Origin of the sequence: Aliagarivorans marinus DSM 23064, assembly GCF_000429485.1 — a bacterium.
GTDB lineage: Bacteria > Pseudomonadota > Gammaproteobacteria > Enterobacterales > Celerinatantimonadaceae > Aliagarivorans > Aliagarivorans marinus.
Genome location: NZ_AUBY01000018.1, coordinates 47430 through 62821, shown reverse-complemented (window position 1 = coordinate 62821; position 15392 = coordinate 47430). Strand labels below are relative to the sequence as shown.

Genomic DNA, 15392 nt, shown 5'->3' with positions numbered 1-15392 from the left:
AAGGGGACGATACTATGCAAATTAATCTCACCGGACACCACATCGAAGTTACCGAACATCTACGTGACTACGTCCATAGTAAGTTTGCTAAGTTGGAAAGGCGGTTCGATCAAATCAACAATGTGCATGTGATTTTAAATGTTGAGAAACTGAGCCAAATCGCTGAAGCCACCATACACCTAAATGGTGGTGAGGTATTTGCTACCTCAGAGCATCAAGACATGTACGCAGCTATCGACTCCTTAATTGACAAGTTGGATAGGCAAGTCATTAAGCACAAAGAGAAGTTAACCAGACACTAGTTATGCAACTGGATAAAGTCTTAAGCTTGGACTGCACTCAAGGTGCAGTCCAATGTTCATCAAAGAAACGCGCCCTGGAAATCATTAGTGAGTTGGCAGCCAAGCAATTGGAAATGCCGTCGAAGGAAATCTTTGAAAGCTTGCTGTCACGTGAACGCATGGGCACCACCGGAATAGGCCAAGGCATTGCCATACCCCATGGCCGTATCGATAAACAGCATCAAGCCACCGCCGTCTTTCTTCACTGCGATCCCCCCATCGCCTTCGATGCCATCGATAACCAACCGGTCGACCTAATTTTTGCGCTATTGGTCCCCGAGGACCAATGCCAGCAACATCTCAACACCCTGTCACAAATTGCTGAGAAACTAAACGACAAATCGATCTGTAAGCAGCTTCGCTCGGCAGACAGCGACAGCGAGCTCTACGATATCATGGTGGCATAGTCAAAGGCGTCTAAGCATGGAGCTTATCATTGTTAGCGGCCGCTCCGGTTCTGGGAAATCGGTGGCGCTAAGAGTACTGGAAGACCTCGGATACTACTGCGTAGATAACGTACCGGTAGAGCTGTGGGGCGATCTGATCAAAACCCTCTGTAAGAACTACAAAAAGGTCGGGATCAGCGTCGATGTGCGTAACCTGCCAGACGACCCAGCCCCCATTGGCCTGTTGCTCTCGCAAGCGGGCAAAGGGGCTAAGCTCACCAGTATCTTCTTGGATGCTCAGGACGATGTATTGGTACGGCGTTACAGCGAAACCCGCCGGTTACACCCCCTCAGCCTAAGTGATTACTCACTTTCAGAAGCGATTGAAGCAGAAACCGAGCTGCTAGCCCCGATCTCGCGCAATGCTGATTTGCGCATCGACACCTCCAGCTTATCGATCCACGACCTGAGCAACCTGCTCCGCGCCCGAGTCACCGGCGAAGAACGCCAACAGCTGATTATCGTGTTCGAGAGTTTTGGCTTTAAGAACGGCGTGCCCAACGATGCCGACTATATGTTCGATGCCCGCTTCTTGCCTAATCCGCATTGGGTGAAAGAACTCAAGCCGTTAACCGGACTAGACAAACCGGTGCGCGACTACCTGCAGCAGCAACCGGTGGTGGAAGAGTTTATCGACCATATCCACCGTTTTATCGAAACCTGGCTGCCCCACTTAGAGGCCAATAACCGCGCCTACCTCACCGTCGCCATCGGCTGTACCGGCGGCCAGCACCGCAGTGTGTATGTGGCCGAGCAGCTCGGTGCTCGCTTTAAGGAGCAACGCAAGGTGCAGCGCCGTCATCGCAGTTTGGAGGGCAAGTGAAGCTCAGTCGCCAACTCACCGTCAGGAACAAACTCGGCATCCACGCCCGCCCGGCCATAAAGCTGGTTGAGCTAAATGCCCGCTATGACGCCGAGCTCACCATCATCGATGGCGAGAAACGTGCCAGTGCCGACAGCGTGATGGGCTTGCTGGTGCTCGCCAGTGCCCAAGGCAGCACCCTCACCGTAGTCGCTGAAGGCAAAGATGCTGAGCAAGCGATGGATGCGGTGCAGCAGCTTATCGAAGATAAGTTTGAAGAAGATTAACCCGCGCTCTCTCGTCCATCTCCACTCTCCCTTTCTCCAATAATATCCGCCAGATAGCTCCCTAAATCGCAAATCCTCGCTTATCCTTTATACCAATCCGGATAAGTAAATGATCAGAGATTGCGCAGAGAAAATCATTGAGGACGATGAAGCGCTTGCCGTGATTAGTGGGCTAATTACAAAAGCGTTGACGCTGTCATCAATGATTTTAACCAGCAAGAATGAGCAGTTACTTGTGTGGATTGGTATCAGGTAACAGGGAAGCGACACTATGCCAGAAGAGATGGAGCTGCAAAGCCAACAGCATCAACGCATTAAAGAAATCCATGACGCGTTGGATGATGGCCAAATCACCGAAGCCAAAGTGGTCCTTCGCGAGCTCCCTCCGGTAGATATCGCCCTGGTGCTGGAAGCCAGCCCCCCCGCCGAACGTAAGCTGCTATGGCAGCTCACCAAGCCTGAACAACAAGGTGAAATCCTCGAAGAGCTCAACGAAGATGTGATGGAAGGCGTGCTGCAGCTGCTCGAGCCCGAACAGGTTGCCGAAGTCACCGAAGGCATGGACACCGATGATCTAGCCTACGTACTGCGCGGCTTGCCAGAGGATGACTACCAAGCGGTGCTCGAGCAGATGACCGCCCAAGACCGCCACCGGGTTGAGGCCGCCCTCGCCTACCCGGAAGACACCGCCGGCAGCATTATGAACACCGATACTATCACGCTGCGCCCAGATGTTAGCGTGGATGTAGTGCTGCGCTACCTGCGGCTGCGCGGCGAGCTGCCCGAGGCCACCGATGCCCTGTACGTGGTGGACAAGCAAGACCGTTTAATCGGCGATGTACCGCTGGCGGTGCTGCTCACCGTCGACCCGCAGCGTGGGGTGGGCGATATTATGGACCGCAGCGCAGAAACAATCCCTGTAGCCATGGACGATGGCGAAGTAGCGGCCCTGTTCGAGCGCCACGACTGGATCTCCGCCCCAGTGGTCGACGAAGAGGGCAAGCTGCTGGGCCGTATCACCATCGATGATGTGGTCGATGTGATCCGCGAAGATGCCGAACACAGCATGATGGGGATGGCCGGGATGGACGACGACGAGGACACCTTCGCCCCGGTATTAAAGAGTACCCAGCGCCGCACCGTTTGGCTGGCGGTCAATCTGTGCACCGCGCTGATTGCCGCCTCGATCTCCAATATGTTTGAAAGCACTCTAGAAGCACTGGCGACCTTGGCGGTGCTGATGACCATTGTCCCGAGCATGGGCGGTATTGCGGGTAACCAAACCCTGGCCTTGGTAATCCGCGGTATGGCGGTCGGGCATATCGGCCAGGGCAACACCCGCTGGCTGATAGGCAAAGAGGCCGCCATCGGTATGCTCAATGGGGTGATCTGGGCGTTAGCGATTGGCTTAGTGGTATCGCTGTGGAAGGGCAGCCTGATGCTGGGGCTGATCATCAGCACCGCGATGTTCGCCAATATGGCCATCGCCGGGCTCGCCGGGGTGCTGATCCCCATCACCATGAAGCGTTATAACATCGATCCCGCCTTGGCGGGCGGGATGGCGCTAACCACTGTTACCGATGTGATGGGGCTGTTTACCTTTCTGGGAATGGCAACACTGTTACTTCGTTAGACCTAAGAGAGAAAGCCGGTTAGCTACCGGCGATCTTCATTGATTCCAACAATAGCGAGCCGCAGCGTATCGAGCTTTGTGGCTTGGCATCGTCGGCCACTGCCACAACGTTGGCAAACATATCTTTAAGGTTACCCGCCACAGTGATCTCGTGTACCGGGAAGGCTATTTCGCCATTTTCCACCCAGTAACCGGCCGCGCCGCGAGAGTAATCACCGGTTACCACGTTCACGCCTTGCCCCATCAGCTCGGTCACCAACAGGCCAGTACCCATTTGCTTGAGCAAGTCAGCGCGGCTGATGCCTGAGTTAGAGATGTGCCAGTTGTGGATACCACCGGCATGGCCGGTACTGCGCAGGCCAAGTTTACGCGCCGAGTAACTGGTGAGCAGATAGGTCTGCAGGCAGCCCTTCTCAATCACATGCTGGGCTTTAGGGGCTACCCCTTCGCTATCGAATGGGGTGCTCGACAGGGCTTTTAGCAGGTAAGGATCTTCATAGATAGAGAACCAGTCAGGGAAGATCGGCTGACCGAGCGCATCCAACAAGAACGAAGAACGGCGATATAAGCTGCCGCCACTGATGGCGCTGACTAAATGTCCTAGCAGGCCGCTGGCCACATCGCGGTCATATACCACCGGTACTTCGCAGGTAGGGATCTTGCGGCTGCCTATGCGTGACAAGGTCTTCTCGCTGGCCTGTTGGGCCACCCACTCCACCGACTCTAAGTCGGCAAAGTCGCGCGCCACGGTGTAGGCATAGTCGCGCTGCATCTCTTGCTCGCCGGCAATCAGCATACAGCTGATGCTGTGGCGGCTACTTGGATAGCCGTGGATAAAGCCATGGCTGTTGCCGTAGACCTTGATACCAAAATGGCTGTTCACGCTAGCACCATCGCTGGCCTTAATGCCCTTCTCCGCCAGTGCAATTGACTCACACTGCTTGGCAATTTCAATCAACGGCTCGGGCTCAAGCGAGTGTGGGTGAAACAGCGACAAATCAGGAATATCGGTCGCTAGCAGGTCCTTATCGGCAATCCCGGCGGCCGGGTCTTGTGAGGTATAGCCGGAGATATCTACCGCCGCCTTCACCGTGCTGCGGATGGCATCGGCGCTAAGATCCGAGGTCGAGGCACTGCCTTTGCGGCCATTGTTATATACCGCAATCCCCAGCGCACCGTCGTGGTTAAACTCTAGGGTTTCTACTTCCAACTCGCGGGTGGCGATACTGATACCGGTCTGTTTCGAGATGGAAACTTCGCTTTGATCAGCGCCGAGACGTTTGGCTTCCGTGATAGCAAGCTCCACTGCTTGCTTTAACTGCTCGAGCTCCGCGCTCACTTGTTGTTGAGAGGTCATAATCTGCTTGTCACTAAGTCGATTTCTTAGCATACCAAATCAACTCAAGCCCCGGTAAGCCTGATCTGCTAAGATAGAGCCAAATATCGCTTTTTATTTCAGGTTTATACATAAATGAGTGAAAACGAAGTCTTTGACGACGACGAGTGGGTCAGTAAGTCACAGATCAAGCGCGAAGCGGAAGAGCTAAAAGACTTGGGCAAAGAGTTGACCAACCTCTCCAAGCAGCAACTCGACACCATCGACATGAGCGAAGAACTGCTCGACGCACTAATGCTAGCCAAGCGCCTGCAAGCCAAACGCGAACGCGAAGGCCTGCGCCGCCACTTCAACTACATCGGCAAGCTGATGCGCGAGTCCGACACCGACGCAATCCGCGCCGGCATCGAGAAGATCCGCAACCGCCACCTCTACGCCGCCCAAGCCCAACAACGCATGGAAAAGCTGCGCGATCGCTTGTTGGAAGAAGGTGATGCCGGTATCAACCAGCTGATCGAAGACCACCCCACGCTGGACCGTCAGCGGATGCGTCAGCTACTGCGCCAAGCCAGCAAAGAAAAAAAAGCTGAGAAGCCGGGCAAGAACTACAAAGAGTTGGCCGCTTATCTTAAATCGGTTATCGAAGCCTAAATCCGGCAAATTGTTGATGTGTAAGGGCGCTCTCAGCGCCCTTTTTTATTAGCTCGCCTCAGGCACGCCTAAGCTACCAACAATGCCACTGCGCACAATCCCAGCCTCTTGCTCACAGCTGGTTGAAGGCCCCAGATACTCAGCGGGAATGGTCACCACATGCTGCTTACGGTATTGGGCCGGGCTCATCTTGTAGCGCTTTTTAAACAAGGTGGAGAAATAGGCTTGATCGTCATAGCCAACACTCTCGGCGACTTGGGCGATCGAGCTGTTGGTGCTGATGATCAGATTAGCCGCTCGCACCATCCGCTGATCCATCTGAAAGTTCTTCGGGCTTACGCCAAAGATATCCACCCAGTAGCGACGAAACGAGGAGTAGGACATGCCCAGCTCTTCGGCAATCTCCTGAAAGCTGTAGTTGCTTTGGCAGTTGTGCTTGATGGCTGCGGCAATCGCGTTAATGGCCGCAACCGCTTTGTCTTGATGGTCCCGCTCCTTGGGCATCTTAGATAGCACCAATAGCATCTCACAGTGCTGATCAATCACGTCGGTGGGTAGGTTCAGCTCCACTGCTTTGACCATGGCGTTGATCGCCTCTTCGATGGCGAAGATGTTGTTGATCGGCCAGCTAAACTGCCCATCGACAATAATCTGACTACCCCGCAGGCGCTGCAGCGCATCGGGGTGATAGATCAGATAAAACTCCTCCCAGCGACCACGCTGGTTGGGGCCATACACATAGTTTTCGCCGGGTAGCTGAACCAGCACGCAGGGCCCGGTGACCGCCACATCCTGGCCATTCACCTGATAGCTCCCCTCACCCGAGAGCAAGAACGAAAAGTTGATGGTTTTGCAGGTATAGGAAAGGGTAAACGGCTTATTAGGAAAGTAGCCAATCTCGTGTAGCTGCTTGGAGGCCAGCTGGCGCTTGGCATTTCCGATAACGTGAATAAAGCCACGTCGGTACAAATGGGGCAATGGCACTACTCCTGCCTAAGTGTTGGGGCGGCATCCCGCCCCAAAGGTTAGAGACTTATACCAATCTGGATAAGTTAATGGCCAGATATTGCGCAGGGAAAATCATTGAGGACGAGGAGACGCTTGCCGTAACTAGTGGACTAATTACAAAAGCGTTGACGCTGTAATCAATGATTTTAACCAGCAAGAACGGTCAGTTACTTATGTAGATTGGTATTACCTAAACTCCCAGGCCTCTTGCAGCGCAGCCACAGCTTGCTCAGCGCTAATGCTGCCCGCCACCAACTCACTGGAGACATCGTTGATTGCGCCACCTAAGTGGGCACCGGTCACTTGGTCAACAAAGCCATGCACGTAGCTGCTCTCAGATACCATCTGCGCCATCTGTCGCATCACTGGCTCCTGAATACCGCTGACCGCGCCCGGGGTTACTGGCAGCATCATCGCCTGTTCGGCCATCTGGGTAAGGTTCTCTTCATTTAGCCAGAAATCCACAAACTTTGCCGTTGTCGGCGTCGCAGAGCGGGTAAAGGCATAGCCATCAATGCCCGAGATAATGTCGGTAAGTTGACCGCTGCCACCCTCTACCGCCGGGAAGCGAGCCAAGCCAACATTCTCGACGCCAATACCTTTGCCGTCACGGGAAGAGTCTTGCTGCAGCTTGTATTGCCATTCACCTTGTAGCTGCATGGCGGCCTCGCCATTACCAAACAGCGCATAGGCCTGATCGATATTGCTGCTCATATAGCCGCGCTGCCAGGGCTTCTTCTCGGCCAGCGCGAGTAGCTGATTGGCCGCTTCCAAAAAGGCCGGATCGTCAAAGCCTTCATCCAACGCATTCTTAAATACATCCGGCCCGCCGATGCGCATCGCCAGATAGCTAAAGTAGAAGTGGGCTGGCCAACCTTCCACGCCCGCTAGCGCCATTGGGGTAATGCCGGCCTCGTGTAGCTGGTCGATGGCAGCCAGGAAGCCATCCCAGGTTTCCAACTGTTTAGGGTCTACACCGGCTTGCTCAAGCAGCTGCTTGTTGTAGTAGAGCATGGTGGGCTTGGAGTAAGCCGGAATACCGTACAAGCGACCATCCACCCGATAGGCATTCAATGCTGCTTCAGGCATCTCACTGGTAAGCGTTGGTAGGTACTCTTCTAAGTCGGTGAGCAGGCCTTTTTGGGCGCGGTCGCGGTAGTCTTGGCCACCCCAGCTGGTGATGATCTCTGGGATATCGTTCGACAGCAGCATGGTTTGCACCTTCTGCTTAAAGGCCTCGCTAGCAACAAACAGCTTTCTTACCTCAATATCAGGATTGGCTTGCTCAAAGCGCACGATTTGATCGTCCCAGGCCTTGTTAATCACCAGCTCAGGGACGTTGTTCATAAAGGTAACGCTTTCTTTAGCAGACGCAGATGCCGAAAAGGCAACTGCCATCGTCAGGCCAGCGGTAGTCAGTACGTTCTTGTAGTTCATAGCTTGTCTCACTTCATATTGTTATTGGTTGGGGTGAACACGGCTTGTTCTGTTTGGGTATCAAAGAGGTGGATCTTTTCCAGGTCGAAGGCCAAGCGGCAGCGCTGGCCAACCTTCACTGGGATCGCCGCATCAATCTCGGCGTTTATCTGCTGCCCCTGCAAGGAGAAGCAGCAAAGTGCACTGGCCCCTAGCAGTTCGTAGCTGAGCAGCTCGGCTTCGAAGGTGCCAGAGTGTTCATCGATATAGACATCACCAGGGCGGATCCCCAGACTCACCGCGCCGGCTTGACCACGATAGTCGCCAACGATAGGGACTTGGGTATCGCCAAGCAGCACACTGAGCTGACCGCTGTCAGCAACGGCAATCTGCACATCGATAAAGTTCATGGTGGGCGAGCCAATAAAGCTGGCCACAAATTTACTGTTGGGGTGGGCAAACACCTCACGCGGGCTGCCAATCTGGGCGATATGCCCCTGATTCATAATGATCACCTTGTCAGCCAAGGTCATCGCCTCCACCTGATCGTGGGTTACGTAGACGGTGGTGCGCTTCATCCGCTCGTGCATCTGGCGGATCTCGCTGCGCATCGAGCCGCGTAGCTTGGCATCGAGGTTGGAGAGCGGCTCATCGAACAGGAACACGCTGGGCGTTCTGACCATCGCTCGCCCCATGGCGACCCGCTGGCGTTGACCACCGGAGAGCGCCGCTGGCTTGCGCTTGAGTAATGGCGTTAGCTCAAGGATTTCCGCCACATCAGCCACCTTACGGCGGATGGTTGCTTTGTCTTCGCCGGAGATACGCAGGCCAAAGCCAATGTTCTGCTCCACGCTGAGATGGGGATAAAGCGCATAGGACTGAAACACCATCGCGATATCGCGCTCTTTCGGCTCGAGGTCGTTAACCACCCGATCGCCAATGGTGATCTGCCCGTCACTGATCGACTCCAGCCCGGCAATCATCCGCAAAGTGGTCGACTTGCCGCAGCCAGAGGGACCGAGCAACACCACGAACTCCCCTTCATCGATGGTCAGATCGATACCCTTCACGATGTGGGCGGTGTGGTCGTACTTTTTATGTACCTGATGAAATTCAACTTTAGCCATAGTGTTTTCCTAACCTTTTACTGCACCACCGGTCAGGCCGGCGATAATGTATTTCTGGGCGACAACAAAGAACATCACCGAGGGGACCACCGACACAGAGACATAGGCCAGCACCTTGTTCCAGGCGATGGCGTGCTCACCCTGGAACTGCATAATGCCTAGCGTCCATGGGTAGAGATCGGGGTTGTTAATCACCACCAGCGGCAACAAGTAGTTGTTCCAGCTGGTCACCAGTACGAACACGCCTACCGTGGCCAGAATCGGGGTCGAGAGCGGCAATACAATCTCGAAGAAGAAGCGTGAGTAGCCGCAGCCATCCACCGCGGCGGCATCAAACAACTCGGCGGGCAACTGCTCGAAGAAGGAGCGGAATAGCAAGATCGCCATCGCCAAACCAAAGGCCACCTGCGGCACAATCACCCCCATGTAGCTATCCAGCAGCCCCATGTCTTTGATCTTGATAAACAGCGGCAAGATGCCGGTGGCAAAGGGGAACATCATGCCCAACATGAAGTAGGAGTAGATGTAACGCTTACCCACAAAGCGAATATGCGAGAAGGTAAAGGCCGCCATCGCACCGCCCAGCAAGGTCAGCGCCAGGGTGGTCAGACTCATAATCAGGCTGTTCTTCATCGCCACCCACAGCTGTTTATCCAGCAAGATGGAGGCGTAGTGCTGAAACTCCCAGCTCTGGGGCAGGCCCAAGGGGTTGGTTTGCAGCTCGCCGATGCTTTTAAAGCCACCGAGCACTGTTGCCAGCAGTGGCAACATCACAAAGCCGGTTACTGCCATTAAGAAACACAAACGTTTCCAGTCACTTAACACGCTGCTTTTCATGACTTACCTCCGGCTTTGTTGTTCATAAAGGTGTTTTGGTAGATAAAGGCGAAGATCACGCAGGCGATAAACAGGATGACCCCAATCGCCGAGCCAAAGCCGATATGCATCCGGCTAATACCGAAGGTGTAGAGGTAGCTCACGATGGAATGGCTGGTGTGGCCCGGGCCGCCCTGGGTCATCGGCATAATCAGGTCGAACAATTGCAGCGCACCGAGCACACTGAAGAACACCGACAGCACTATGGCGTGGCGCACCAGCGGGATCTTAATCAGCAAGGTGGTTTGCAGGGTGGAGGCGCCATCGATCTTGGCTGCCTCGATAAGGTCTTTGGAGATGCCTTGTAAGGCCGCGATAAAGATCATCATGTGGAAGCCGAAGTACTTCCAGACAATCACCACTAGGATTGCGGTGAAGGCCAAGCCCCTATCGGCCAACACAAATATCGGCTCAAGACCAAAGAACTCGGTAAAACTTGAGATAAGTCCGTAGTTGCCATCGTAAATAAAGCGCCAGATCAAACCGGCTACGACTTCCGCCAAAATATAAGGCAGGAAGAACATCATTCTAAATACGGTATTCGACCACTTCTTCTGATAAACACAGAGCGCACATATCATGGCCAAAGGAAGCTGAATAAATAGCGAGACGCCGACAATCTTCAGAGTATTAACTACCGCACTGCTGAAAACCGAATGGCCAGCGACCCGCTCATAGTTCTTTAAACCGATAAAGTTATCGAGTTCACCAATACCGTTCCATTTGTACAAACTGTATATGCTGGCTTCACCCAGCGGCAGAATCACAAACAGGGTGAAAAGAAACAGCGCAGGGGGTAAAAACAACAGCAGGGTGGTCATCTTCCCTTGCTGATTGATGCGCTTCCACATCCCACCAAGCCCCTTCTGCTCGGGGTAGACGTCAATGGACTGTTCCATGAATTGCTCCTCATAGCATTCCGTCTAGAAAAAGGTTATGGCATCGCAACAAAAGCAAACATAGAGGTTTTGTCATAGTTATTTGTAGTTTTCGTTCAACGTGATCCAGTTCTCTTGTTAAGCCGCACGCTAAAAAATATCGTGACCATCAACAACGCGAGTTAATTAAACAATCAATTAACTCATCAACTAAACAAGGTAATTTAATAAAGCATTCCGTCGCTTTCTTTCAGAACCTGGCCAGATCATGTTATCGACCAACCAATATTGAGATGCGCCTTACGCCGCAGAATCAGGAGTTATGATGTTATTCGACAATCCCGTATTACCTGGCTTCAACCCGGATCCATCGATTATTTGCGTTGAGGATGTTTACTATATGGCGGTCTCCACCTTTGAGTGGTTTCCGGGAATTAAGCTATATCGCTCACACGATTTGGCCCACTGGGAGCAATGCGGCTATGCCCTAACCCGCGCCGACCAACTCGACCTGAGCGGGGTCGCTACCGCCCAAGGCGTATGGGCACCATGCCTCACCTATAACGCCCAGCAAAAACGCTTCTACTTGAGCTTTTCAGTCATGTTCAGCATGAAGGAGCAACACTTCGATCTGAATAATTACTACGTCACCAGCGACGATATCGAGGGAGAGTGGTCGAGCGCCCGCTACCTGAACAGCTCCGGTTTTGACCCCTCGTTCTTCCACGACGACAACGGCCAGATCTGGGTAACTAACTTAGAATGGGAAAGCCGCCAGGGTTACCAGCACCCCGGCCGAATCATTGTTCAGGAGTTCGACCCGCAACAGCAGCAGTTAACTGGTCCGGTGTTTAACCTCGGCTACGGCGGCACCCAACGCGGCTGCGCCGAAGGGCCGCATATCTACAAACGCCAAGGCTACTACTACCTAATGACCGCCGAGGGCGGCACCGGCTATGGCCATGCGGTGGTGATGCAGCGCAGCCGATCGGTCACCGGCCCTTACCAGAGCGACCCGCAACACGTAGTACTCACCTCCCACCCCGAGGAGTTCGATGAGCTGGGCGATGACGAATCGGTCAAGCTTCACCGCTTCGACCCAAACCGGATATTGCAAAAATCCGGACATGGCTGCTTGGTTGAAACACCGCAAGGCGAAAGCTACGTGGTCCACCTATGCGCCCGCCCGCTGCTTCCCAGCCCGTATTGCACCCTCGGCCGCGAGACCGCCATCCAACACTGCCGCTGGAGCGACGACGGCTGGCTGCGTCTGGCTAGCGGCGACATCGAAGCCCAGCTACAAATTGACTTACCAGTAGCACAACGCTTGCCGATACTGCCCTACAAGGTAGGCAGAGAAGACTTCAGTGCGCCAACGCTTCCACACGATTACCAAAGCTACCGCCTACCGCTGGATAGCAGCGTGCTGCAAACCGGCACAAACGGCCTCACCCTGCGCGGCCAAGGCTCGTTGTTCTCCGGCCGCCACCTCAGCCTGGTGGCCAGGCGACTCAACCACTTCCAAGCCGATATCGAAACCGAACTCAGCTTCACCCCGCAGCACTACTTCGACAGCGCCGGCCTCACCCTGTACTACTGCGCCGATAACTTTATCTATCTGCGGGTCTACTACAGCGAAGCCGTCCAACAAGTTTGCGTAGGCGTGACTACCAGCATCGGTGGCAAGAAAACCGAACACAAAGCCTACCGCAGCCCAATCAACAACCCACAACAACTCAAGCTCCGGGTGCAAGTGCGCCACAACAAAGCCACCCTACACTTCGCCGAACAAGGCCAGAGCCTGCAGCAAATCGGCGAGGCCTTCTCCATGGAAACCCTAAGCGATGAGTACGGCTACCAGAAGTTCACCGGCACCTTTGTGGGCATGTTCTGCGAGGACTACCATCGCCAACAGAATCAGGCGAAGTTTCATTATTTGGATTACTTGCCAGTGGAGGCAAACAAAGGGCTTACTCATACCTGTGACAATGCCCTGAGCATCTGCGACTAACCTGTAAAAGTGACTAGCAAGTCAGGGCAAACCTTGGTTTGCTAGCCCTCTCAATCATTGGAGGTTTTCACAAGCAAGCGCAGCATTACGCACACGAAGCTCATAACCATCGGGATCGACTATCTCAATGTAATCTCCCCTATCACCGAACCGAACCTGCTGACTGAGCGCCGCGAACTGAGCCGATGAGGCCAACATATCCAGCCCCAAAAAGCCGGTCATAGGCCCTACTCGATAACCAAACGCTTCGTTGAGCTCGCTACCGTCGAGGTGTTGAAGCTCTAAAACGGTATAAGGCGACTGCCAAAGTCGTTCTTCTAACGCGGTGCCACAGCGTCCCTCAAATTCAGCAAGATCAGCGCGAGCTATTAGAAATAGCAATGTCATCTTGCGTGAATCCGAACGATAGCGATACACCAGCTCCATCCCCATCGCTCGATAGAACGCCAAACTCTTGTCGATATCTTTGATTCGCAAGGTCGAAAGGTTGAAGGTATTGCCGGACTGAGGCTCAGGTTGCGGCGATGGCTTCAGTGTTTTCTGCACTAACTCAATACTGTAGCCGTTTGGGTCAACCAGGTGGCATAAGTAGGCAAGGTTCGGTACTTCAAAACACTGACCTAGCTGAAGGCTATTATCGGGCTGAAGGCCTTTTTCGGGCGGAGGGCTGTTACCCCCCATACCAACAAGGCGGTTACGGGTATCCTCAAGGTCGTCCACCGCGATTGAGAACTTCCAGTAACCCTCACTGCTATTGGGTTGCGCAGCCACAGTAAACTTAGCGCTTGGGTCATAAACCAGCTCCAAGCATGCCTGCCCTTCACCCAAAGCCAGCAAGTAATGGTTACGCTGTTGCACTTGCTGATGAGTGACAAGGCGCATCCCTAGTTGTTTTTGATAGAAATCCAGAGTCAGTTCTGGATCTCTAATCAGTAGGCGGTGTGCTGCAATTCGCATCGTAAGCTTAACCTTGTTAACGCTCGCCGAGAATCTCAAAATCATCGCTTACCAAGCGCGCTAAGCCATCGTTGTCGATAACCCAAAGCTCGCGATGCACTACCCCATAAGCATTGTTCATGGTCCATTTTGAAGAAAGAATATAACCCTCTTCATTCAACTCCCAAACTACATCCGTATAGGCCACATCTTTGAAGCCCTTATCCATGATGTCTTGCCAGAAAGCCTGAATGGCCTCTCGCCCTTCGAAGGTGCCAAAAGGACGCGCATGCATGGTGGCATTCTCCATATAGCGTTGTGCGCAACCTTCCGCATCTTGGCAGTTAAAGGCTTGCTTCCACGCATCGATACCTTGTTGGCATAGCGCCAGTTTCTCTTGTTCTGACATTAGTTTGTCCTTTCCGTTAACTAGGTTTCGGGAAACAGAATAGTCATACGAGTTAGCCCGAAAAACAGCTACAATCAAAAACACTGTTTGATTAAAAAGAACAATCAATGAACAAGCTCAGAGCCATGTCGATATTTGCCGAAGTCGTCGAAGCCGGTTCCGTTACAGCAGCGGCCGACAAGCTGGAACTGTCCAAATCGGTAGTAAGCCAACACCTAAAAGCGCTGGAGCTGGAGCTAGGGGTAACCCTGATGAAGCGAACCACTCGGCGACAAACGCTCACCGACACTGGCGAGCGCTTCTACCAAAGCTGCAAAGAGATCAACAGCATAGCCGGCACCGCTTGGGACGATGCTCAGCAGTCACTTGCCGAGCCAAAGGGCAGAATTCGCATCACCGCACCGAACGCGCTGATGGAGGTGTTGATCACCCCGGTAATCGTCCAACTGATGCACAGCTACCCTAAACTCAGACCGGAACTTATCAGCGACGATAAGCCGCTCAACCTAATGCAGCACGATATCGACCTGGCGGTGCGCGTGGGCAGCTCACCAGACAGTAACCTCAAGCAGCAGCGGCTAGGCGAGTTTAGAGATGTGCTATGTGGCGCTACCAACCTCGATACCTGCAACGTCAACGCACTGCCATACATAGCAAACGACTGGCAAGGCAGACGCATTCGCCATGAGTTTCGCTCGCAGGCAGGGGAGCTAAGCGTGTTGGATACCCAAGCAACCTGTATCTGCAACTCGTTCAACAACTGCCTGTCATTGATTAAAGCCGGCGCAGGCATCGGCATCGTGCCCGATTTCTACCTACAACAGAAACAACCGCAACTGAAAAATCTAATGCCTCACCTACAACTCCCCAACAACACGGTGTACGCACTAAGCCCATTCAACACCACCCCATTAGCGGTAAAGCTTTGTATTGAAGCTATTGCAGAGCGCCTGAAGCCTGGCGGTTAGAACCAGTGCCTTTATGTGCGAGGACTACCACCGCCAGCAGAATCAGGCGAGGTTTCATTACTTGGATTACGAGCCTGTGGAGGCGGATGCAGGAAATAGCGAGGTGCTGAGTGTGGTTAGCTGATAAGAAAACTGTTGATTTCTAATATCGAATTCACTCAACCAAAACAGCGCTAAGGTATTATTGAACATACCCTAGCAATGGTATTAAGGTAAGTATATGTAAGAATTTTCAGAGACTTAGTTTCGTGGGTATACCAGTTTTCA

16 protein-coding genes are annotated in these 15392 nt (G+C 53.4%); 8 read left to right on the top strand and 8 right to left on the bottom strand.

The features are described from left to right. Positions 1-14: 14 nt before the first annotated feature. The 5 genes from hpf to mgtE all read left to right on the top strand — a co-directional run bounded on the left by hpf (position 15) and on the right by mgtE (position 3509). Positions 15-302: a ribosome hibernation promoting factor gene (gene hpf, locus G461_RS0108520; RefSeq protein WP_026957967.1), complete on the top strand. Its 288-nt coding sequence runs from the start codon at positions 15-17 to the stop codon at positions 300-302. A 2-nt stretch (positions 303-304) separates the two neighbouring features. Continuing rightward, positions 305-748 carry a PTS IIA-like nitrogen regulatory protein PtsN gene (gene ptsN, locus G461_RS0108515; RefSeq protein ID WP_026957968.1) on the top strand — a complete coding sequence of 148 codons (444 nt, stop codon included), beginning with the start codon at positions 305-307 and terminating at the stop codon, positions 746-748. 16 nt (positions 749-764) lie between these two features. After that, positions 765-1610 carry an RNase adapter RapZ gene (rapZ, locus tag G461_RS0108510; protein WP_026971517.1) on the top strand — a complete coding sequence of 282 codons (846 nt, stop codon included), beginning with the start codon at positions 765-767 and terminating at the stop codon, positions 1608-1610. Beyond that, on the top strand, positions 1607-1876 hold the full coding sequence (locus tag G461_RS0108505; protein WP_026957970.1) for an HPr family phosphocarrier protein: 270 nt from the start codon (positions 1607-1609) through the stop codon (positions 1874-1876). The genes rapZ and G461_RS0108505 overlap by 4 nt, the downstream gene beginning before the upstream one ends. Positions 1877-2147: 271 nt before the next feature. Continuing rightward, positions 2148-3509 carry a magnesium transporter gene (gene mgtE, locus G461_RS0108495; RefSeq protein ID WP_026971516.1) on the top strand — a complete coding sequence of 454 codons (1362 nt, stop codon included), beginning with the start codon at positions 2148-2150 and terminating at the stop codon, positions 3507-3509. A 19-nt stretch (positions 3510-3528) separates the two neighbouring features. Here mgtE and pmbA read toward each other — a convergent pair whose 3' ends face one another. After that, positions 3529-4899 (bottom strand): metalloprotease PmbA, encoded by a 1371-nt coding sequence (gene pmbA / locus G461_RS0108490; RefSeq protein WP_245587165.1) that lies wholly within the window; start codon positions 4897-4899, stop codon positions 3529-3531. An 81-nt stretch (positions 4900-4980) separates the two neighbouring features. On the opposite strand from pmbA, the gene yjgA reads away from it, so the two are divergent. After that, positions 4981-5496: a ribosome biogenesis factor YjgA gene (yjgA, locus tag G461_RS0108485; RefSeq protein WP_026971514.1), complete on the top strand. Its 516-nt coding sequence runs from the start codon at positions 4981-4983 to the stop codon at positions 5494-5496. 48 nt (positions 5497-5544) lie between these two features. On the opposite strand, the gene G461_RS25460 is transcribed toward yjgA, so the two are convergent. The 5 genes from G461_RS25460 to G461_RS23755 form a co-directional block, all read right to left on the bottom strand. Next, complete coding sequence (locus G461_RS25460; RefSeq protein WP_051333457.1) at positions 5545-6474, bottom strand: AraC family transcriptional regulator; 930 nt, start codon at positions 6472-6474, stop codon at positions 5545-5547. 216 nt (positions 6475-6690) lie between these two features. Next, positions 6691-7941: an ABC transporter substrate-binding protein gene (locus tag G461_RS0108470; protein WP_026971512.1), complete on the bottom strand. Its 1251-nt coding sequence runs from the start codon at positions 7939-7941 to the stop codon at positions 6691-6693. An 8-nt stretch (positions 7942-7949) separates the two neighbouring features. Further along, entirely contained in the window at positions 7950-9047 is a 1098-nt protein-coding gene (locus tag G461_RS0108465) for an ABC transporter ATP-binding protein (RefSeq protein ID WP_026971511.1), read from the bottom strand. Between the two features lie 9 nt (positions 9048-9056). Next, the gene (locus tag G461_RS0108460) at positions 9057-9884 is read right to left on the bottom strand and encodes a carbohydrate ABC transporter permease (protein ID WP_026957977.1); all 828 of its coding nucleotides are present in this window, start codon (positions 9882-9884) and stop codon (positions 9057-9059) included. Further along, positions 9881-10822, bottom strand: a complete 942-nt coding sequence (locus tag G461_RS23755; RefSeq protein ID WP_211234184.1) for a carbohydrate ABC transporter permease — start codon at positions 10820-10822, stop codon at positions 9881-9883. The genes G461_RS0108460 and G461_RS23755 overlap by 4 nt, the downstream gene beginning before the upstream one ends. Before the next feature lie 304 nt (positions 10823-11126). Between G461_RS23755 and G461_RS23750 the strand changes: the two genes are divergently transcribed. Then, positions 11127-12812 (top strand): glycoside hydrolase family 43 protein, encoded by a 1686-nt coding sequence (locus G461_RS23750; protein WP_051333456.1) that lies wholly within the window; start codon positions 11127-11129, stop codon positions 12810-12812. Positions 12813-12866: 54 nt separating this feature from the next. Here the strand turns inward: G461_RS23750 and G461_RS0108445 are convergent, their stop codons facing one another. Continuing rightward, positions 12867-13769 (bottom strand): VOC family protein, encoded by a 903-nt coding sequence (locus G461_RS0108445; RefSeq protein WP_169727243.1) that lies wholly within the window; start codon positions 13767-13769, stop codon positions 12867-12869. 16 nt (positions 13770-13785) lie between these two features. After that, the gene (locus tag G461_RS0108440) at positions 13786-14157 is read right to left on the bottom strand and encodes a YybH family protein (protein WP_026971509.1); all 372 of its coding nucleotides are present in this window, start codon (positions 14155-14157) and stop codon (positions 13786-13788) included. Positions 14158-14264: 107 nt separating this feature from the next. Between G461_RS0108440 and G461_RS0108435 the strand changes: the two genes are divergently transcribed. After that, the gene (locus G461_RS0108435; protein ID WP_026971508.1) at positions 14265-15125 is read left to right on the top strand and encodes a LysR family transcriptional regulator; all 861 of its coding nucleotides are present in this window, start codon (positions 14265-14267) and stop codon (positions 15123-15125) included. Positions 15126-15392 lie beyond the last annotated feature (267 nt).